At 75.2% G+C, this 18,608-nt stretch carries 15 protein-coding genes and 1 pseudogene; 5 read left to right on the top strand and 11 right to left on the bottom strand.

Annotated elements, in window-relative coordinates; all coding sequences use genetic code 11:
• Nucleotides 1-1,024 (bottom strand): annotated as a pseudogene (locus RM844_RS25205) (SUKH-4 family immunity protein); the annotation flags it as partial.
• Nucleotides 1,025-1,029: 5 nt separating this feature from the next.
• Nucleotides 1,030-2,004 carry an SMI1/KNR4 family protein gene (locus RM844_RS25200; protein ID WP_311669659.1) on the bottom strand — a complete coding sequence of 325 codons (975 nt, stop codon included), beginning with the start codon at nucleotides 2,002-2,004 and terminating at the stop codon, nucleotides 1,030-1,032.
• Between the two features lie 142 nt (nucleotides 2,005-2,146).
• Between RM844_RS25200 and RM844_RS25195 the strand changes: the two genes are divergently transcribed.
• On the top strand, nucleotides 2,147-3,073 hold the full coding sequence (locus RM844_RS25195) for an SUKH-3 domain-containing protein (RefSeq protein ID WP_311669658.1): 927 nt from the start codon (nucleotides 2,147-2,149) through the stop codon (nucleotides 3,071-3,073).
• A gap of 59 nt (nucleotides 3,074-3,132) precedes the next feature.
• Here RM844_RS25195 and RM844_RS25190 read toward each other — a convergent pair whose 3' ends face one another.
• Nucleotides 3,133-4,113 (bottom strand): nucleoside triphosphate pyrophosphohydrolase, encoded by a 981-nt coding sequence (locus RM844_RS25190; RefSeq protein WP_311669657.1) that lies wholly within the window; start codon nucleotides 4,111-4,113, stop codon nucleotides 3,133-3,135.
• 85 nt (nucleotides 4,114-4,198) lie between these two features.
• The gene (locus RM844_RS25185; protein ID WP_311669656.1) at nucleotides 4,199-4,867 is read right to left on the bottom strand and encodes a SurA N-terminal domain-containing protein; all 669 of its coding nucleotides are present in this window, start codon (nucleotides 4,865-4,867) and stop codon (nucleotides 4,199-4,201) included.
• A 433-nt stretch (nucleotides 4,868-5,300) separates the two neighbouring features.
• Between RM844_RS25185 and RM844_RS25180 the strand changes: the two genes are divergently transcribed.
• Both RM844_RS25180 and RM844_RS25175 read left to right on the top strand, forming a co-directional pair.
• Nucleotides 5,301-6,089 carry an ABC transporter ATP-binding protein gene (locus tag RM844_RS25180; RefSeq protein WP_311669655.1) on the top strand — a complete coding sequence of 263 codons (789 nt, stop codon included), beginning with the start codon at nucleotides 5,301-5,303 and terminating at the stop codon, nucleotides 6,087-6,089.
• Nucleotides 6,086-8,644 carry an ABC transporter permease gene (locus RM844_RS25175; protein ID WP_311669654.1) on the top strand — a complete coding sequence of 853 codons (2,559 nt, stop codon included), beginning with the start codon at nucleotides 6,086-6,088 and terminating at the stop codon, nucleotides 8,642-8,644. Before RM844_RS25180 ends, RM844_RS25175 begins: the two co-directional genes overlap by 4 nt.
• A gap of 85 nt (nucleotides 8,645-8,729) precedes the next feature.
• Here RM844_RS25175 and proC read toward each other — a convergent pair whose 3' ends face one another.
• The 5 genes from proC to RM844_RS25150 all read right to left on the bottom strand — a co-directional run bounded on the left by proC (nucleotide 8,730) and on the right by RM844_RS25150 (nucleotide 12,165).
• Nucleotides 8,730-9,539 carry a pyrroline-5-carboxylate reductase gene (gene proC, locus RM844_RS25170; protein ID WP_311669653.1) on the bottom strand — a complete coding sequence of 270 codons (810 nt, stop codon included), beginning with the start codon at nucleotides 9,537-9,539 and terminating at the stop codon, nucleotides 8,730-8,732.
• Nucleotides 9,540-9,831: 292 nt separating this feature from the next.
• Nucleotides 9,832-10,611 (bottom strand): class I SAM-dependent methyltransferase, encoded by a 780-nt coding sequence (locus tag RM844_RS25165; RefSeq protein WP_311669652.1) that lies wholly within the window; start codon nucleotides 10,609-10,611, stop codon nucleotides 9,832-9,834.
• Nucleotides 10,612-10,818: 207 nt separating this feature from the next.
• Nucleotides 10,819-11,106: a hypothetical protein gene (locus RM844_RS25160; RefSeq protein ID WP_311669651.1), complete on the bottom strand. Its 288-nt coding sequence runs from the start codon at nucleotides 11,104-11,106 to the stop codon at nucleotides 10,819-10,821.
• Complete coding sequence (locus RM844_RS25155) at nucleotides 11,103-11,450, bottom strand: ArsR/SmtB family transcription factor (protein ID WP_311669650.1); 348 nt, start codon at nucleotides 11,448-11,450, stop codon at nucleotides 11,103-11,105. The genes RM844_RS25160 and RM844_RS25155 overlap by 4 nt, the downstream gene beginning before the upstream one ends.
• 187 nt (nucleotides 11,451-11,637) lie before the next feature.
• Nucleotides 11,638-12,165, bottom strand: a complete 528-nt coding sequence (locus RM844_RS25150) for a hypothetical protein (RefSeq protein WP_311669649.1) — start codon at nucleotides 12,163-12,165, stop codon at nucleotides 11,638-11,640.
• A gap of 132 nt (nucleotides 12,166-12,297) precedes the next feature.
• Between RM844_RS25150 and RM844_RS25145 the strand changes: the two genes are divergently transcribed.
• On the top strand, nucleotides 12,298-14,469 hold the full coding sequence (locus RM844_RS25145) for a protein kinase domain-containing protein (protein ID WP_311669648.1): 2,172 nt from the start codon (nucleotides 12,298-12,300) through the stop codon (nucleotides 14,467-14,469).
• 59 nt (nucleotides 14,470-14,528) lie between these two features.
• Here the strand turns inward: RM844_RS25145 and ilvD are convergent, their stop codons facing one another.
• Together ilvD and RM844_RS25135 are read right to left on the bottom strand one after the other, a co-directional pair.
• Nucleotides 14,529-16,370 carry a dihydroxy-acid dehydratase gene (ilvD, locus tag RM844_RS25140; RefSeq protein WP_311669647.1) on the bottom strand — a complete coding sequence of 614 codons (1,842 nt, stop codon included), beginning with the start codon at nucleotides 16,368-16,370 and terminating at the stop codon, nucleotides 14,529-14,531.
• Nucleotides 16,371-16,743: 373 nt separating this feature from the next.
• Complete coding sequence (locus RM844_RS25135) at nucleotides 16,744-17,637, bottom strand: hypothetical protein (protein WP_311669646.1); 894 nt, start codon at nucleotides 17,635-17,637, stop codon at nucleotides 16,744-16,746.
• Between the two features lie 37 nt (nucleotides 17,638-17,674).
• Here RM844_RS25135 and RM844_RS25130 point away from each other — a divergent pair, with 37 nt between their 5' ends.
• Nucleotides 17,675-18,607, top strand: a complete 933-nt coding sequence (locus tag RM844_RS25130; protein WP_311669645.1) for a Ppx/GppA phosphatase family protein — start codon at nucleotides 17,675-17,677, stop codon at nucleotides 18,605-18,607.
• Nucleotide 18,608 lies beyond the last annotated feature (1 nt).

Here is an 18,608-nt window from a genome sequence, read left to right as displayed (position 1 = left end):
GGAGGGCGCCGGGGGGTGGCGGGGTCCCCGCGCCGGGCGGCGGGGGCGTGCCGGGGGCGTGCGGCCCGCCGGGCGGCGGGGGGGTGCCGGGCGCGCCGGGCGGCGCCGGCGGCGGGCCGAGGGGCGCCCCGGCCGGCGCGCCGGACAGGCCGGCCGGCCGGTCGCCGGCGGGCGGCGGCTGCACGGTCGTGGGCGGCAGCGCGCTGCCGGCCGGCAGCACCGTCGTCCTGGCCTCCGACGCCGCCGCCGGGCGGGCGGCGGGCGGCTCGTGGTCGGAGTCGACCAGCGGCGGCGAGAAGACGGTGGCCGGCGGGGCCATCGCCTCGGCGCCGTCGGCGCTGCCCGAGGTGTCGGTGCCGGCCCACGGCGAGGCGCCGCCGGCCGGCGGCTTGCCGACGCCCGGCGTCACGTCCGCCGCCGCCCACGGGCTGTCGGCGGCCGGCGCGGCCGGCGTCGCCGCCGCTGCCGGCTTGGGCGGCGCGAAGGGGTCGGGCTTGGCGGCGGCGGGCTTGGGCGGCGCGAAGGGGTCGGGCTTGGCGGCGGCGGGCTTGGGCGGCGCGAAGGGGTCGGGCTTGGCGTCCGCCGGCTTGGGCGGCGCGAACGGCTCCGGCGCGTCGGCCGCCGCCGGCGGGGCCGGGGCCGCCTTCGGCCGGTTGTCCGGGATGCCGGCCTTGTCCGCCGCCTCCTGGAGCCACTCCGGCGGCGTCAACAGGAAGGACGTGGCCTCCAGGTCGAGGGACTTCGCCGGCGCCGGCGCCGGCTGGGCCACCTGGCTCCGGCCGTACTCCTCCTCGTAGCGGCGGATCACCTCGCTGACCGGCAGCGCCGGCCAGTACGTCGTCTCCCCGCTGTCCCTGGCGATCACCAGCCGGCCGCCGCCGACCGGCCCGCCGGCCGCGTCCTCGGCCCAGGCGACGAAGCCCAGGTCGAACTCGCGCACCCGGACCTCGTGGGCCGGCGCCCCGGCGCCCGCGCCGTTCACCCACCGCTCGGCGCGTTCCTGCGCCTGTGCGAACGTGACCACCGCGCTCACCCCTCAACCGGGACGGCGGTCGCGAAGCCGCCGTCCACCATCAGATTGGCCACGGTCTCCAGCTCCGGCGGGGAGCCGGCCAGCCGCAGCAGGAAGTCGTCGAAGTCGTCCCCGCAGGGCAACAGCAGCTCGGCGACCCGCTCGGTGACGCTCAACCCGTCCCGGTCCCGCGCGTCGTCGACCGGGCAGAGCCAGACCGAGCCGGCGCCCTCGCCGCGCACCCGGACGGCCACGATGCCGCCCTGCACGAAGGCCACCGCCAGGTAGTCCTTGGTGAGGTGATCCCGCAGGCACTTGTTGATGTAGACCAGGTCGTTGACCGCGGCCTCCTCGCGGAGGGTGAAGAACGGCTGGTCCACCAGCAGTCCCAGCTCCGCGTCGAGGGCCACCCCGACCGGCGCGCCGCCCCCGGCGGCCTTGAGGAACGAGCGGTAGGCGGGCGGCAGGCCGTAACCGAGCTTCTCCTCGGCGGCCCGCAGCCGCTCCTCCGGCACGGCCAGCCCGGCCGGCGCCTTGAAGTGCGCGGGGCGCGGGTCGGCCAGCGGCCGGGTGCCGCGCTTGTGCTGGTCGACGGTGGTGGTGGCCAGGCCGCCGTGGTGCCGCAGCAGCGCCTTGACCTCCACCGGCACCAGCTCCAGCCGGCGCGAGCGCGCCACATGGTGCCAGGTCCAGCCGTGCGGGGTGGCCACCGCCGGCAGCTCGGCCCACAGCTCGTGGCCGGCGGCGTGCAGCGCCGCGTTGGCCGACACGTAGTCGGTCAGGCGCAGCTCGTCGACGCCGAACCCCTCGGGGGGCTCGGCGATCTCGGCCGCCGCTCTGGCGTAGGGCGAGAAGTCGGGATAACCATCCGTGTCCACCCGGACACCGTGCGGATACCGCGCCGCGCGGACCGGGTCGGGGAACTGCACCACCTGGCCGGCGTAGGCCCGGTTGGGTGGCGCGGCCTGTTGCCCGAGCCGACCTGTCGTCATGGCGTGAACGCCCCCTGCTCTTGCCTCTCGCTGTCGCGGCACAGCCTATGGGGTCCCATCAGTCGGTGGCACGATCGTCCTCGTGATATCGGATATCCACGGCCAACCGGCGGGCGTTCCCCACGACGGGGACGCCCGGCCGATGGCGCCCACGTTGCTGCGCCGCCGCGACAGCATCCTGCCGACCACCGCCGCCGCGCTCTCGCTGCCGTCCCGCGCCCAGCCGCTGACCGGGACCGCGAGCCGGACCACCGCGCCGCCCGAGCCACACCCGGTGGTCGGCGAGATCCTGGGCGGACTCGGCACCGCCCAACGGGAGCGGTGCCTGGGGCGTTGCCCGGAGCCCGCGCTGCTCTCCCGCTGGCTCACCGAGTGCGGCGCCGGCGACCTCGACGAGGCCCGTCGGGTGCTGGACGGGGCCGGCATCACCAGCCGGCACATCAGGGAGGAGGGCGACCCCAGGCACGGGGCGCACGCCCCGCACTGCCGCTCCTGCGCGGTGCTGCTGGCCCGGCTCGGGGTGCCGAGCCTGGCCCCGGCGGTGCCGGTCCTGGCCGCCGGCGGCGAGCCGGGCGGCGACCCGCACGGCGGGCCGGCGGCCGGGGCGCCCTGGTCGGTCGGCACCGTGGACCAGGCGCTGGCGGCGGCCGGCTGGCGGCCGGGCCGGGAGCACACGGTGTGCGCCGAGCGCTGGGCCGACGCGCTCACCGGGCACCAGTCGGCGCACCCGCACGTGCTCTTCCCCGCGGCCTTCGAGACCTGGGCCGAGCTGGGCGAGATCACCCTGCGCCCCACCGGCCCCGGCGTGGCCATCGCCCCGAGCCCGGTGCTGGTCAACCCGCTCGCCGGGCTGCACTGGGCCCGCGTGCTCGGTAGCCTCGGCGACGCGCTGGGCACACAACTGGCGCCACTCGGCGAGGAGTTGGGCGGCGCGGGGCTGGTGGCGGTGGACCGGGAGGCCCGGTTGTACGTCCTGGACCACGCCGGGGACTGGTTTCTGGGCCAGGACGTGATCACCGGCCTGGCCGCCCTGCTGACCGGCACGGCGCCGCACCGCCTCGAAGCGTGACCCCCCGGGCCCGACCGGGCGGCCGACCGGCCGGAACGGGCCCGGAGGGGCGCGAACGGTCAGCCGCCGGCGGCCACGATCGCGTCCCGGTAGGCGCGGGCCGCCGCCCGCAGCGCGGTCTCCGGGTTGACCCCGGCCGCCTCGGCCTCGGCGGCCAGCGCCAGCAGCCGGTAGCCGTACCCCCCGTCGTGCGGGGTCTCGGGCAGCGGCACGGCGAGCCCCGACGCCCGCGCCCGGCCCAGCAGCTTGGCCGCCAGCGCCAGCGCCGGCTGCCCCAACGGCACCCCCTCGGTCACCGAGGTACGCCCCTTCTCGGTGGCCTTGGCCGCCAGCCACAGCGCCTTGACGTCCGCGGCGGTCTCGGCCCGCGCGTCGCCGAAGACATGGGGGTGCCGGCGGACCAGCTTCGCCACGATGGTGCCGGCGACGTCGTCGATGTCGAACGGCTCCGCCGGATCGTCGGCGGCGATCCGGGCGTGGAAGACCACCTGGAGCAGCACATCGCCCAACTCCTCGCGGATCTCCGCCCGGTCGCCCAGCTCCACGGCCTCGACCAGCTCGTAGACCTCCTCCAGGCCGTACGCCGCCAGCCCCTCGCTGGTCTGGACGGACGCCCACGGGCAGCTCGCCCGGATCTGGTCCATCACCCGCACCAGGTCGAGCAGCCGGGCCCCGGGCAGGTCGTAGGAGCCGGGCAGCAGCTCCAGGTCGGGCAGCGCCCGGGAGCGGCCGGAGCCGGCCAGCGCGGCCAACTCCTCGGTGAGCCGGGGCTCGCCCTCCGCGCCGGCCAGCACCACCACGGTGCGGCCGCCGGCGCAGGCGGCCACCAACTCGGCGGCGGACGGCACCCCCTCGGCCACCGTGACGCCGGCCTCGCGCAGGTAGGGGCCGTGCGGCTGCCCGCCGTCCCGGCCGACCACCAGGTCGGCCGCGTGCAGCACCTGCCAGGCGGGCCAGGACAGCAGGCCGGGCGCCACCCGGTGGCTGGTGGTGAGCAGCACGATCCGGCCAGCGGCATCGTTGACTTCGCGCACGGTCATCCGTCGAGGGTAACGACACCGGGACGGCCGCGAGTCGGGGGTACCGGGCGACCGCCGGAGCGGGCCCGCGAGGGGTCGGCGCAGGTCAGGCCGGCGGGGCCGGAATCCCCTCGGTGCCGGCCGCGGGCGCCTCGACGCGCAGCCACGGGGTGTCGGCGTCGGCGAGGACGCTCTGCTGGCTGTCCCACTCGCCGTAGCGCGGGTTGACCTCTACGCCGATCTCCTCGGCGGTCTCGGCCAGGGCCTGCTGGATCAGCTGGTCGCCCTCGGGTCCGGGCGGGGCGTTGAGCCGCGACGCCAGGCCCTGGAACATCAGCTGGCCGGCCAGCATCTGCTCGATCTGCTCCTCGCCGGCCATCGGCAGCGCGTTGGCGACCAGCGCGCTGCGCTCCAGCGCCTCGGCACCGCCCGCGCTGGCCTCGGCGAGCGCCCGGCTCTCCTGGATCTCCCGGCGGGTGATCTCGACGCCGTTCGCCTCAGCCGTCTGCTCCAGCACCTCCAGGTAGACCAGGAAGCTCACCGTCTGGCGGGTCAACCCGCCGCTGGCCTGGAGGAGTTGGTCGCCCTCCGGCTGCTCGCGCTGCGCCTGACGGACCGTCTCGACCCGCTCCTGCACGCTGGCGATGGTGATCCGCTCGTCCCCGACCACGGCCGCGGCACCCGGGTGGGCTTCGGTGGAGCAGCCGGTCAGCAACGGGGCGGCGACGAGCAGGGCTGCGGCGGAGACCGCCGTTACGGAGGTGCGGCGCTTCACTGGGGAACTCCCGAGGACGAGCCAGTGGGGTGGTTGATCTTACGCCGCCCGATCCTATGCAGCGGCCGGGGTCCTGACCACAGGTCCGACGCGGATCCTCAGGGAACCCGGGGCCCGTCTCGGGGGTGCGGGGCCCGTCCCGGCCGGCCGGGGGACCGTCGGGCGCCCGGCTACCGCCCGGCTGGAGCGGATCGCGAAGTTCGTCCGGAGTTCGCCGTCGGCTTCCGTGGCGGCGCCGCCCCCTACACCGATGTGTGGCCCCCTTAGGGGACATCTGCTACTTCTCACTGATTCCCACTTCATCCCGGGGGCTGACGAGGACGCGCCAGGCGCCTTTTAGGCTCTATGGAGTCCTGATCGGTGGACTGGGCGAGCACCGCCCGCGTCCCGGGCACGAAGCCCGGCACCATTCGCACAGCACAAGGAGACGCACGTGACAACGGCTGTAGTCAATCCGGCGACCGGGGGCGACGGGGGGCACTCGGCCGTGGCAGCGCGGGCGGAGAACGTGGTGAAGGCGTACGGGGAGGGGGAGACGCGGGTCGCGGCGTTGGACGGGGTGAGTGTGGATATCGAGCAGGGGGTGTTCACGGCGATCATGGGCCCCTCGGGGTCGGGCAAGTCGACGTTGATGCACTGCCTGGCCGGGTTGGACACGGTCTCCAGCGGGCGGATCTGGATCGGTGGGACCGAGATCACCGGTCTGAAGGACAAGCGGCTGACGAAGCTGCGGCGGGACCACGTCGGATTCATCTTCCAGGCGTTCAACCTGCTGCCCACGCTCAACGCCATCGAGAACATCACCCTCCCGATGGACATAGCCGGCCGCAAGCCCGAGCAGGAGTGGCTGCGGCGGGTCATCGACACCGTCGGTCTGGGCGAGCGCCTCAAGCACCGCCCCAACCAGCTCTCCGGCGGCCAACAGCAGCGCGTCGCCGTCGCCCGCGCGCTGGCCGCCCGCCCCGACATCATCTTCGGCGACGAACCCACCGGAAACCTCGACTCCCGCGCCGGCGCCGAGGTCCTCCAGTTCCTGCGCCGCTCCGTCGACGAACTCGGCCAGACCATCGTGATGGTCACCCACGACCCCGTCGCCGCCGCCTACGCCAACCGCATCATCTTCCTCGCCGACGGCCAGATCGTCGACGAGATGCGCGACCCCACCGCCGACCGCGTCCTGGACCGCATGCGCGGCTTCGACGGACAGGGGCGCACCTCGTGACCGTCCTCAAAACCTCCCTCCGCAGCTTCTTCGCCCACAAGTGGCGCATGCTGCTGTCCGGCGTGGCGATCGTGCTGTCGGTGGCCTTCGTGAGCGGGACGCTGGTCTTCAGCGACACGATGACCAGCACCTTCGACCGGTTCTTCGGCGCGACCAGCGCGGACGTGACGGTGGCGGCCGAGGAGGTGGAGCACGCCCAGGCCTCGGGCACCGCGCGCACCGTGCCGGCGGAGCTGGTGGAGCGGGTGCGGGCGGTGGACGGGGTGGCCGACGCGCACGGCGTGGTGGAGACCACCAACCTCACCGTGGTGGACGCGGACAACGAGGATCTCGGCTCGGGCAGCGGGGCGCCGACCATCGGCACCGGCTGGGGGCCGGTCAGCCAGCGGGCGATGGAGCTGGTGGCCGGCGCGGCGCCGGCCGGCGCCGACCAGGTGCTGGTCGACGCGGACACCGCGGACCGGCACGAGGTGGCCGTCGGGGACCAGCTGACGGTGGTCTCCACGGCGACCGGCAGCCACCGGGTGACGGTCAGCGGGCTGGTGGACTTCCAGGGCAGCAACCCGGGCGTCGGCTACCTGGTCTTCGAGCCGGCCGCGGCCAGCTCGACGCTGCTGGGCGCGGCGGACGCGGTCAGCTCGGTCGCGGTGGACGCCGCGGCCGGGGTGGGCGACGCGGAGCTGCGGGACCGGATCGCGGACGAGTTGGGCGGCGGCTTCGAGCTGCGGACCCGGGAGGAGAACCGCGCGGAGGCGATGAAGGAGGTCGGCTTCCTGGACGTGCTGCGGTACGGGATGCTCGGCTTCGCGGGGGTCGCGGTGCTGGTCGGGATCTTCCTGATCGTCAACACCTTCTCCATGCTGGTCGCCCAGCGCACCCGCGAGATCGGCCTCATGCGGGCGGTCGGCACCAGCCGCCGGCAGGTCAACCGCTCGGTGCTGATCGAGGCCCTGCTGCTGGGCGTGATCGCCTCGGCGGTGGGGGTGGTGGCCGGGATCGGGCTGGCCCAGCTGCTGATCCAGGCGATGGACGCGGTGGGCATGAAGGTCGCGGACTCGTCGTTGACGGTGAAGCCGACAACTCCGGTGGCCGGCCTGCTGGTCGGGGTGCTGGCCACGCTGGTGGCCGCCTGGCTGCCGGCGCGGCGGGCGAGCCGGGTGTCGCCGGTGGCCGCGCTGCGGGACGCCGGCACGCCGGGCGACGTCCGCGCCGGCCGGGTGCGGGCCGCGATCGGCCTGCTGCTGACCGGCGCCGGCGGGGTGGCGTTGCTGTTGGCGGCGCGGGCCGAGGAGACGGCGGACGGCGCCGGCTTCCTGGCGCTCGGTCTGCTGGGCACGCTGGTGGGCGCGGTGGTGGGGGCGCCGCTGCTGGCCTCGCTGGTGGTGCGGGTGCTGAACGCGATGGTGCTGCGGGTGTTCGGCCCGGTGGGCCGGCTGGCCGGGCGGAACGCGACGCGCAACCCGCGACGCACCGGGGCGACCGCGGGCGCGTTGATGATCGGGCTGGCGCTGGTGAGCGCGCTGTCCGTGGTGGGTTCCTCGGTGGTGGCCTCGGCCTCCGACCAGCTGGACCGGACGGTGGGGGCCGACTTCATCGTGGACAGCATGGGGCAGCCGCTGGTCGAGGAGGCGGCGCTGGCGGTGCGGGAGACGCCGGGGCTCAGCCATGTGACGGACTACACCGGGGTATGGGCCGAGGTGACCACGCCGGACGGGGTGGGCCGGGACGAGGAGCTGGTGGCGGCCTCGCCGACGTACGCGACGGACGTGCGGTTCGAGACGGTGGCCGGGGCGCTGCCGGACGCCTTCGAGCCGGGCGCGATGTCGGTGCCGGAGGGCTTCGCCGAGGAGCACGGGCTGGCGCTGGGCGACACGCTGCGGGTGGACTTCGTCGACGGGGACGGCGCCGAGCTGACGGTGGCGGCGATCACCTCCGAGGACACGGTGATCGACCAGGGCGCGTTCTATGTCGGCTTCGACACGGCGCGGGCGGCGCTCGGGGACGGGATGCCGCTGAACGTGGCGATGTTCGCGGCGGCGGCGGACGGCCAGGAGGCGGCGGCCTACGCGGCGCTGAAGGACCGGCTGGCCGGGTTCCCGCAGTACCACGTGGCCAACCAGGCCGACTACAAGCAGCAGTTGGAGGAGGAGATCGGCGGGTTGCTGAACCTGGTCTACGCGCTGCTGGCGCTGGCCATCCTGGTGGCGGTGCTCGGCGTGGTCAACACGCTGGCGCTGTCGGTGGTGGAGCGGACCAGGGAGATCGGGATGCTGCGGGCGCTCGGGCTCTCCCGGCGGCAGCTGCGCCGGATGGTGCGGTTGGAGTCCGTGGTGATCGCGCTCTTCGGCGCGGTGCTGGGGCTGGGCATCGGGCTGGCCTGGGGGCTGACGACGCAGCGGCTGCTGGCGCGCAGCGGTTTCGGGGTGCTGGAGATCCCGTGGCCGACGCTGGCCCTGGTGCTCGGCGGCTCGGCGGTGGTCGGCCTGCTGGCGGCGCTGCTGCCGGCGTTCCGGGCCGGGCGGCTGAACGTGCTGCGGGCGATCGCCACCGACTGATCCGGGCCGCGCGCCCCGGTGCCCGTGGCGGGTGCCGGGGCGCGCGGGCTCGGCGAACTCGGCGGGCCCAGCGAACTCGGCGGGCTCAGCGGGTGCTGGCGCCGAGTTCGCGGCTGCGGTCGCGGGCCGCCTCCAGGGCGGCGATCAGCGCGGCGCGCACCCCGTGGTTCTCCAGTTCGCGGATGGCGTTGATGGTGGTGCCGCCCGGCGAGGTGACCGCCTCGCGGAGGGCGACCGGGTGTTCGCCGGTGTCCCGGAGCATCACGGCGGCCCCGACGGCGGCCTGCACGATCAGCTCGTGGGCCTTGTCCCTGGGCAGGCCGAGCAGGATGCCGGCGTCGATCATGGCCTCGACCAGGAAGTAGAAGTAGGCGGGGCCGGAGCCGGAGAGGGCGGTGGCGGCGTCCTGCTGGGACTCGGGGAGCCGCAGCGTGCGGCCGACGCCGCCGAAGATGGCCTCGGCGCGGTCCAGGTGCTCCTCGGTGGCGTGCGCGCCGCCGGAGATCACCGACATGCCCTGCTCGACCAGCGCCGGCGTGTTGGGCATCACCCGGACCACCGGGGTGCCCGGGGTCAGCCGGGACTCGACGGAGGCCGTGGTGATGCCGGCGGCGGCGCTGATCACCAGCCGGTCGGCGGAGGTGTGCGGGGAGATCTCGTCCAGCAGGGCCGGCAGGTCCTGCGGCTTGACGGCGAGGATCAGGGTGTCGGCGGCCTTGGCGGCCTCGGCGTTCCCGACCGCCACCACCCCGTGCCGGGAGCGCAGCTCCTGGGCGCGCTCCGGGCGGCGGGTGGTGACCAGCACGTCGGCGGGGGTGCGGCCGGCCCGCAACAGGCCGGCCAGCAGGGCCTCGCCGATCTTTCCCGCGCCGACGACGGCGATCTTCCCGGACATCGCGTGGCTCACCTGCTCCGTGTAGACGTGAGGGGACGGGCCGAGGGACGCGGGGGCGGCCCTCGGTCGTCGCCATCCTCGCACCGGGGAGCGGGTCGGCGCCGAGGCGTCCGGGTGCCGGTCGCCTCGCGGTCGCCGGTGGTCGAGAGGCGTCAAAACGCGGTCGATAGGTAGTCGGCAGGTGGTCGGTAGCCGGTCAGCGGACGGTCGGTAGCCGGTCGGGGGCGGTCGTTTCCGGCGGCAGTGCCGTAGCCGGGGCCGTTCTCGGTGGGTGGGCTCCCGGGCCCGCGGGTCAGCCGGCCGGGCGGGGCAGGTAGGTGAGCCGGACCACGTAGGGCTCCTCGACCAGCCCGTCGGGGAACCGCCGTCCCACCACGGCCTCCTCCTCGGCCAGCACCGGCCGGCGCTCCGCCGGGTCGAGGACCGCGAACGCCGAGTGGGTGGCCAGGTTGGCGAGATGGGTGGCGAGCGGCACCGTGCGGCGCCAGGGGATCTCCCGGTAGACCGGCCGCAACGCCGGCTCCAGCGCGGTGAGTTCCCGTCCCACGCTGCGGGTGATGTCGGGGGCGCCGCGCCAGGGCAGCCGCTCGCGCAGCCGCTCGGTCTGCCGGGCCACCCAGTCCACCGTGTGGTCGTTGGTGTTCCACCACAGCGCCAGGCCGCCGCCGGGGCGCAGCACCCGCAGCGCCTCCGGGAGCGCCAGCTCCGGCCTGGTCCAGTGCCACGCCTGGGCGTAGCCGACCAGGTCGACGCTGGCGTCGGCGAACGGCAGCCGGTCTCCGTTGCCCCGGACCAGCGGCACCTCCGGGCAGACCGTGCGGAGTTGGGCCGCCATCCCGGCGCCGGGCTCGACGGCGGTGACCCGCGCGCCGCGCTCGGCCAGGCCCCGGGTGGACTTGCCGGTGCCGGCGCCCACGTCCAGGGTCAGGGCGCCGGCCAGCGGGCGGCCGAACGCCGCTTCGAGTGCGGTGTAGAAGGCGGGTGGGTAGTCGGGTCGGGCCGCGGCGTACTCGGCGGCGACGGCGTTGAACGAGGTGGCGAAGTCGGACGTGGCGAGGTCTGGGGTCCGCATGGGATCAGCCTCGCTGACCGGCTCCCTCCGCACCAGGGTGCTTCGGCGCCCGCCGCTCCCGGGCACTGGGGTGCTCCCGGGGGAAGCCGTCGTCGTCGTAGTCCCCCCGCGGCGGGGCGGGGAGCAGGATGCGGACGAGTCGTTGTAGGGCCTGCATGGTGGTGACTCCCTTCTGGACAGAGCCGCTGAACGGGACCGCTGCCGGCCCTAGTCGACCTCGCGCATCATGCGCTCCACCGAGCTGACCGAGCGGCGGGTGGCGGCGAGTTCGTCGGTGTAGCGGCGGAGGATCTCGGTGTTGTCCTCCAGTAGTTCGGCGTACTTGGCGGCCAGCCGGCGGTACTCGTCCTCCCGGGTGGCCAGCATCCGGGCCCGCCAGGTCGCGGCGACCTGCCAGACCACGACGATGAGCAGGACGAAGACGCCACCGGTACCGAGGGCTGCGGCCCAGACGCCGGCCGGGTCGGCGGCCAGGGTGCTCACAGAGTCGTTCACCGCGTTTCCTCTTTCTGCCCGGTCCGGGTGAGGGTCTCGGCGGCCTGGGCGATGCTGTCGGGGGTGAGCTGGTAGAGGAACGGAGCCACCTCGTAGAACCGCATCGCCTTTCCGTCGGCGGAGAGTTCCAGGGTGCCGCTGACCAGCCCGGCCGCCTCCAGGCGTTGGAGGTGCATGTGCAGCAGGGGGCGGCTGATGCCGGTCTCCCTGGCCAGCTGGCTGACGTAGTTCCGTTCCTTCGCGAGCGCGGCGACGATCCGCAGCCGGTGCGGGTTGTTGAGGGCGCCGAGCACCTTCAGCAGGTGGTCGCCGGTGCGGGTGGGCTCCGGGGGGTTCTCGTTCACCCGTCTCCTTCCGCCGCGGTGCCCGGACCCGTCGACGCGGTCCGTGCCGTGCTCACCACCGAAGCGTTTCAGCGGCGCGGGACACCGGTCAAGAAAAGCTGACACATGCCAGGGACCGCTGGGGGTTCCCCCTGAGTCGTCCCCTGAGCCCACCCCCGAGGCGCGGCCCGGGATGTCCCGGGGAGGGTCAACGCCGCCCGCGGCGGGCCGGGTTGCCGGAGCGCTTGGTGACCAGCCGGCGGTGCCGGGCGAGCGCCGCCTCGTAGTCGGCGCGGAGCAGCCGCTCCCCCGGCGCCTCAACCGCGCTGCGCAGCGTGTAGGCCAGCAGCACGCCGACGAAGCCGACCACGTTGATGCTGCGGAACGCCGACTCGTCCACCTGCGTCTCGGGCGCCGGCCTGGTGTACCGCAGCCACTGCCGGGTGAAGGCCAGCACCGTGCAGATGGCGAACGCCAGGGCCACCAGCGCGGCCAGCCAGCCCGGGGTCTCGGCGCCCGCCAGGCCGCCGTACCCGAGGGTGAGCACCAGGGCGCCGGCCACCGTGACCAGCAGACCGCCGACCGACAACGCGACCCGGCGCAGCCGGTAACCGCCGGCCCGCTCCACCCAGCTGGTGCCGTAGAACCGGATCGGCTCGGGGCGCGGCGGCTCCTGGGCGGCCGAGGGGTGTCCGGGCACGGAGGACCCGGGGGTGGGCTGTACAGACTTGGACATGTGGCCGATTATCTCCGTGCCCGTGCCGGAGGCCCACCCCGGCCACGGAAGTACGCTGTCTTCCGGCGGAATCGCGACAGACCGACGTACCCCACACGGAAAGGGGTACCGGCCGCTTCCAGGGGGAGTCGCATGGCGGATGGTGGCGAGACCCGGCCGGAGCGGATCGGTGGCTATGTCATCGAACGGCGGCTGGGCAGCGGTGGCATGGGCGTTGTCCACCTCGCCAGGTCGGTCGCCGGGCGGCAGCTCGCGATCAAGGTGATCCGCCGCGAGTACGCGGAGAACCCGGGCTTCCGGGCCAGGTTCCGGCGCGAGGTCGAGGCCGCCAGGCGGGTCAGCGGCGCCTTCACCGCGCCGGTGGTGGACGCCGACCCGGACGGCGACCCGCCGTGGCTGGCCACCCTCTACGTGCCGGGCGGCTCGCTCACCGAACGCGTCGACCGGCAGGGCCCGTTGGGCGCCCGGGAGGCGGCCGGGGTGGGCGCCGAGCTGGCCGAGGCGCTGCTGGACATCCACCGCTGCGGGCTGGTGCACCGGGACCTCAAGCCGGGCAACGTGCTGCTCGCCGAGGACGGGGTGCGGGTGATCGACTTCGGCATCTCCCGGGCGCTGGGCGACAGTCACCGGCTGACCGAGGACGGCGCGGTGCTGGGCTCACCGCCGTTCATGGCGCCCGAGCAGCTGTCCGGCGACGGCGAGGTGACCGCGGCGGCCGACGTGTTCGCGCTGGGCGCGGTGGTGGCGTACGCGGTGACCGGGCACAGCCCGTTCGACTCGGGGCGCGGCCTGGGCGACGACCCGCTGGCGGTCGCCTACCGGGTGGTGCACGAGGAGCCGGAGCTGTCCGACGTGCCCCCGGCGCTGCGCGACCTGGTGCGGCTGTGCCTGGCCAAGGACCCGGAGGAACGGCCCGAGGTGGCCGCCGTGTTGCGGATGGCCGCCTGGGCCGACACCCGGGCGCAGGCCTCCGACGTGCGCTCCTCCCCCGCCTGGCGGGGCGCGCGGCGGGAGCCGCCGACCCCGCACGGCGACGGCGGTCGGGGCGAGCCGCCGGCGGCGCCGGCCGCCCGGCGGGGGTCGGGCCGGCGCGGGCGGCGCTGGGCGGTGACCGCGCTGGCGCTGGTCGCCACCGGGGCGGTGGCCACCACCCTGTGGCTGACCCGGACCGGCGCCGGCGGCGAGGCCGAGCCGACCGACGGACCGACCGACCGGCCGACCGCGGCGGGGCCCGGCGACCCGGCGGTCGGTCCCTGGGAGATCGACCTGCGGGAGTGGGGCCTGGAGGACGCGGTGACCAGCGGCTTCCGCTGCCAACCGGTGCCGGACGAGGGCCTGCTGTGCTCGTCGGGCGGCCAGTTCACGGTGCTGGTCAACGCGGACGGCACCGAGCGGTGGCGCTACTACGGCCCGCGCACCGGCGGGGGCGGCCCCAATGCGACCGTGCTGGGCGACTCGATCCTCACCCAGTCGGCCACCGGCCTGGCGGCCCTCGACCCGGCCGACGGCGAGGTGCGCTGGGAGGTCGACGCCCCCGAGCTGCGCGAGACGCTGGCGCTGGGGGACGGCACGGTTGCCCTGCGCAACGGCGACAGCACGGTGCGGGTCTACGCCGCCGATGGGCCGGAGCGGCTGGGCGGTTGGGAGACCCCGGGCCGGTACATCACGGACCTGCTGGGCCACGGCGACCGCTTCCTGTCGCTCAGCCGGGAGGACGAGACCGGGGCCGACCCGCAGCTGGAGCTGCACGCGACGAACGGCCAGGAGCTGTGGCCGACCCCGCTCACCCCGCCGCCCGAGGTGCCGGGGCTGCTGGAGGCGATCGGCATGGACGAGGAGGCCGCCTACTTCGAGGAGCGGGACGTGGACCTGCCGATCGCCACCGCCGTCCACCGGCTCGACCTGGCCAGCCGGGAGTGGAGCCGGGTCGAGCTGCCCGAGCCCACCGAGCCGCGGACCGTGCTGGCCGACGGGCTGCTCTACGCCTCCACCATGGGCGGCACCTTCATGGCCGTCGACCCGGCCGCCGGCGAGGTGCTGTGGCACCGGGCGACGGGGGTGACGACCGCCTCGCTGCCCGCCGTCAGCGACGGGACGCTGTACCTCTCCGACCACGAGGGCGCGTTGCACCAGCTGTCCGCCGAGGACGGCCGGCCGCTGGCGACCGGCGAGCCGCACCCGGGCACCGAGGGCCCGGGCAGCGGGGCGGCGACCCCGCCGCCGGCGGTGGGCGAGGGCGTGGCGTACGTGCCCACGCTGGGGAACACCCTGTACGCCACGCCGCTGGACGAGCCGGCGGCTTAGGCCGGCTCGTCCGCCTCCGCGCGGAAGCAGCGCGGGGTCAGCGCGGGGTCAGCGCGGGGTCAGCGCTCCAGCTGGCTCAGGTCCCGGATCGCGCCGCGGTCGGCGCTGGTCGCCATCGCGGCGTAGGCGCGCAGCGCCAGGGAGACCTTGCGCTCCCGGGCCACCGGCGCGTACCGGCCGTTCAGCTCGGCGCGCCGCTGGGCCAACTCCTCGTCGGACACCTTCAGTTCGATGGACCGGCCGGGGATGTCGATGCGGATCGGGTCGCCGTCCCGCACCAGCGCGATGGTGCCGCCGGCCGCCGCCTCGGGCGAGACGTGGCCGAGGGAGAGGCCCGAGGTGCCGCCGGAGAACCGGCCGTCGGTGATCAGCGCGCACTTGGCGCCCAGGCCGCGGCCCTTGAGGTAGGACGTCGGGTAGAGCATCTCCTGCATCCCCGGACCGCCCCTGGGGCCCTCGTACCGGACGACGACCACGTCGCCCTCCTTGACCCGCTTGGTGAGGATCGCCTCGACGGCCTCCTCCTGGGACTCCACGACCACGGCCGGGCCCTCGAAGGTCCAGATCGACTCGGCGACGCCGGCCGTCTTCACCACACAGCCGTCCTCGGCCAGGTTCCCGAAGAGCACCGCCAGGCCGCCCTCGGTCGAGTAGGCGTGCGCCACGTCCCTGATGCAGCCGCGCTCGGCGTCGGTGTCCAGCGACTCCCACCGCTCGGACTGCGAGAACGCCTCGGCCGAGCGGACGCAGCCGGGCGCCGCGTGGAACAGCTCGACCGCCTCCGGCGAGGGCGCCCCGCCGCGGATGTCCCAGGTCTTGAGCCAGTCGCCGAGCGAGTCGCTGTGCACGGTGTGCACGTCCTCGTTGAGCAGACCGGCCCGGTGCAACTCGCCCAGGATGGCGGGGATGCCACCGGCCCGGTGCACGTCCTCCATGTAGTAGCTGCCGTTGGGCGCGACCTTGGAGAGGCAGGGCAGCCGCCGGGAGAGCGCGTCGATCTCCTGGAGCCCGAAGTCCAGCTCGGCCTCCTGGGCGGCGGCCAGCAGGTGCAGGATGGTGTTGGTGGAGCCGCCCATGGCGATGTCCAGGGCCATGGCGTTCTCGAACGCCGCCCGGGAGCCGACCGCGCGCGGCAGCACCGTGGCGTCGTCCTCCTCGTAGAAGCGGCGGGTGATCTCCACCACCGCGCGGCCGGCGTCCTCGTAGAGCGCGCGGCGACCGGTGTGGGTGGCCAGCAGCGAGCCGTTGCCCGGCAGCGAGAGGCCGAGCGCCTCGGTCAGGCAGTTCATCGAGTTGGCGGTGAACATCCCGGAGCAGGAGCCGCAGGTGGGGCAGGCGTTCTCCTCGATCCGGGCCAGGTCCTCGTCGGAGACGGAGTCGTTGGCCGCCTCCGACATGGCGCTGATCAGGTCGAGCTTGCGGACCGTGCCGTCCACCAGCGTGGTGGTGCCGGACTCCATCGGGCCGCCGGAGACGAAGACCGTCGGGATGTTGAGCCGCATCGCGGCCATCAGCATCCCGGGGGTGATCTTGTCGCAGTTGGAGATGCAGATCAGGGCGTCGGCGCAGTGCGCCTCCACCATGTACTCGACGGAGTCGGCGATCAGGTCCCGGGACGGCAGGGAGTAGAGCATCCCGCCGTGGCCCATGGCGATGCCGTCGTCCACCGCGATGGTGTTGAACTCCCGGGGCACGCCGCCGGCCTCCTTGATCGCCTCGGAGACGATCCGGCCGACCGGCTGGAGGTGGGTGTGGCCCGGCACGAACTCGGTGAAGCTGTTGGCGACCGCGATGATCGGCTTGCCGAAGTCCTCCCGGGCTACCCCGGCGGCGCGGAGCAGGGCGCGGGCGCCCGCCATGTTGCGGCCGTGGGTGACGGTTCGGGACCTCAGGCTGCCCATGATGATGCCTCTCCTCGCGAGACGGTGCGGCTACCCTCCCGAGGCTACGCCCGTGGGCCGCGTTCCGGGACGCCGATACCGAAATGCGGACGGGCCCGGCCCGAGGCCAAGGCGCCGGCCGGACCCGCGCCGCCTCGCCGGGGACCGGCCGTGGCCCGGCTCCGAGGCCGCCGAGTTCAGCTCGGTCGGGCCCGGCCGGCCCGACGTCGCCGGTCACCGGGGTCCGCTCGGACCGGCCCCCGTCACCGAGGGCGTCGGCCCGCGCCGGCGCCGCGGCCGGTCCGCCCAGCCCGGTCCGCCCAGCCCGGCTTCCACGCACACCGGCTTCCGCTCAGACCGGCTTCCGCTCGGACCAGGCCGCTCGGACCGGGACTCAGACCAGGTCCGGTGTCGCCGGCTCGACCGGGTCCGCCGGGTGCGGCGCCAGCAGCGGCAACGGACGGACGCCGGGCGGGGTGACGCGCTGTGCCGCGAGCCGCGCCTCGCACAGCTCGACCAGCTGGTCGTAGCCGTCCTTGCCCATCAGCTCGACCAGCTCGGCGCGGTAGCTGGCGTAGAGCGGCTCGGCCGCGCCGTGCGCCGCCGGGGCGCCGGTGCACCACCAGTGCAGGTCGTGGCCGCCGCCGCCCCAGCCCCTGCGGTCGTACTCCCCGATCGAGACAACGAGCTTCTGCTCGCCGTCCGGCTGTTCCACCCACTCGTAGGTGCGCCGGATCGGCAGCTGCCAGCAGACGTCGGGCTTGGTCTCCAGCGGCTCGCGCCCCTCGGCCAGCGCCAGGATGTGCAGCGCGCAGCCCTCGCCACCGGCGAAACCCGGGCGGTTGTTGAAGACGCAGGCGCCCTGGAACCTGCGGGTGCGCCGCTCGCCGTCCTCGTCCAACTCCACCCAGCCCGCCCGGGAGTTGCCCTCGGTGTGGAACTGCCAGGTGTCGGGTGTGAGTCGCGTCACGTGCTCGGCGACCCGCTGCTCGTCCTCCTCGTCGGAGAAGTGCGCGCCCAGGGTGCAGCAGCCGTCCGTCGCCCGGCCGGGCTGGATGCCCTGGCAGCCACGGCCGAAGACACAGCCCCAGCGGGAGGTCAGCCAGGTCAGGTCACAGCGGAACACCTGCTCGGGGTCGGCCGGGTCGGGGAACTCGATCCAGGCCCTCGGGTGGTCGAGCGCCACCTCGTCGCCGGCCGCCCGGCGCCGGGCGCCGTCCCAACCGCCGTCGCGCGCCGTGTCGGCCGGGACGCTTCTGTCCGGCTTCGCCCTCTTCGTCTTCGCCACACGCCCAGAGTAGTAGGGCGGGGTAGCGTTGCCGGTCATGAGACTCGGAGTTCTCGACGTGGGGTCCAACACGGTTCACCTGCTCGTGGTTGACGCCCGACCCGGCGCGCGGCCCCTGCCCGTCTCCTCCCACAAGGCGGAGCTGCGGCTGGCCGAACTGCTGGACGAGGCGGGGGCGATCGGCCCGTCCGGCGTCGACCGGCTGGTGGCCAGCGTCCGGGAGGCGCTGGAGGTGGCCGAGGAGCACGGCGCCACCGAGCTGCTGCCGTTCGCCACCTCGGCGGTGCGGGAGGCGTCGAACGCCGAGCAGGTGCTGACCCGCGTGACGGCCGAGACCGGGGTGGTGCTCCAGGTGCTCTCCGGGGCGGACGAGGCCCGGCTGACCTTCCTGGCGGCCCGGCGCTGGCTGGGCTGGTCGGCGGGGCGGCTGCTGCTCTTCGACATCGGGGGCGGCTCGCTGGAGATCGCCTGCGGCCTGGACGAGGCGCCGGACACGGCGGTCTCGCTGCCGCTGGGCGCCGGCCGGCTGACCGCGGCCCGGCTGCCGGGCGACCCGCCGGAGCGCCAGGCGGTGCGCGCGCTGCGGCGGGACGTGCGCACCGAGGTCGCCGCCGTGGTCGGCCGGTTCAGCCGGCAGGGGCCGGCGGACCGGGTGGTCGCCACCTCCAAGACCTTCAAGCAGCTGGCCCGGATAGCGGGCGCCGCGCGCTCCGCCGAGGGACCGCACGTGCGGCGTGAGCTGAGCCGGAACGATCTGCGGACCTGGAGCCAGAAGCTGGCCGAGATGCCGGTGGCGGAGCGGCTGGAGCTGCCCGGCGTCTCGCCGGGACGGGCCCGCCAGCTGCTGGCCGGGGCGCTGGTCGCGGAGGCCGCGATGGACCTCTTCGACGTGCCGTCGCTGGAGATCTGCCCGTGGGCGCTGCGGGAGGGCGTGATCCTCCGCCGGCTGGACCGGATGCGCGCCGCCTGAG

It is taken from the genome of Streptomyces chisholmiae, from assembly GCF_031845445.1.
Classification (GTDB): domain Bacteria; phylum Actinomycetota; class Actinomycetes; order Streptomycetales; family Streptomycetaceae; genus Streptomyces; species Streptomyces chisholmiae.
Note: the sequence above shows the minus strand (reverse complement) of the source record. Positions and strands in the feature narration are given on the sequence as shown.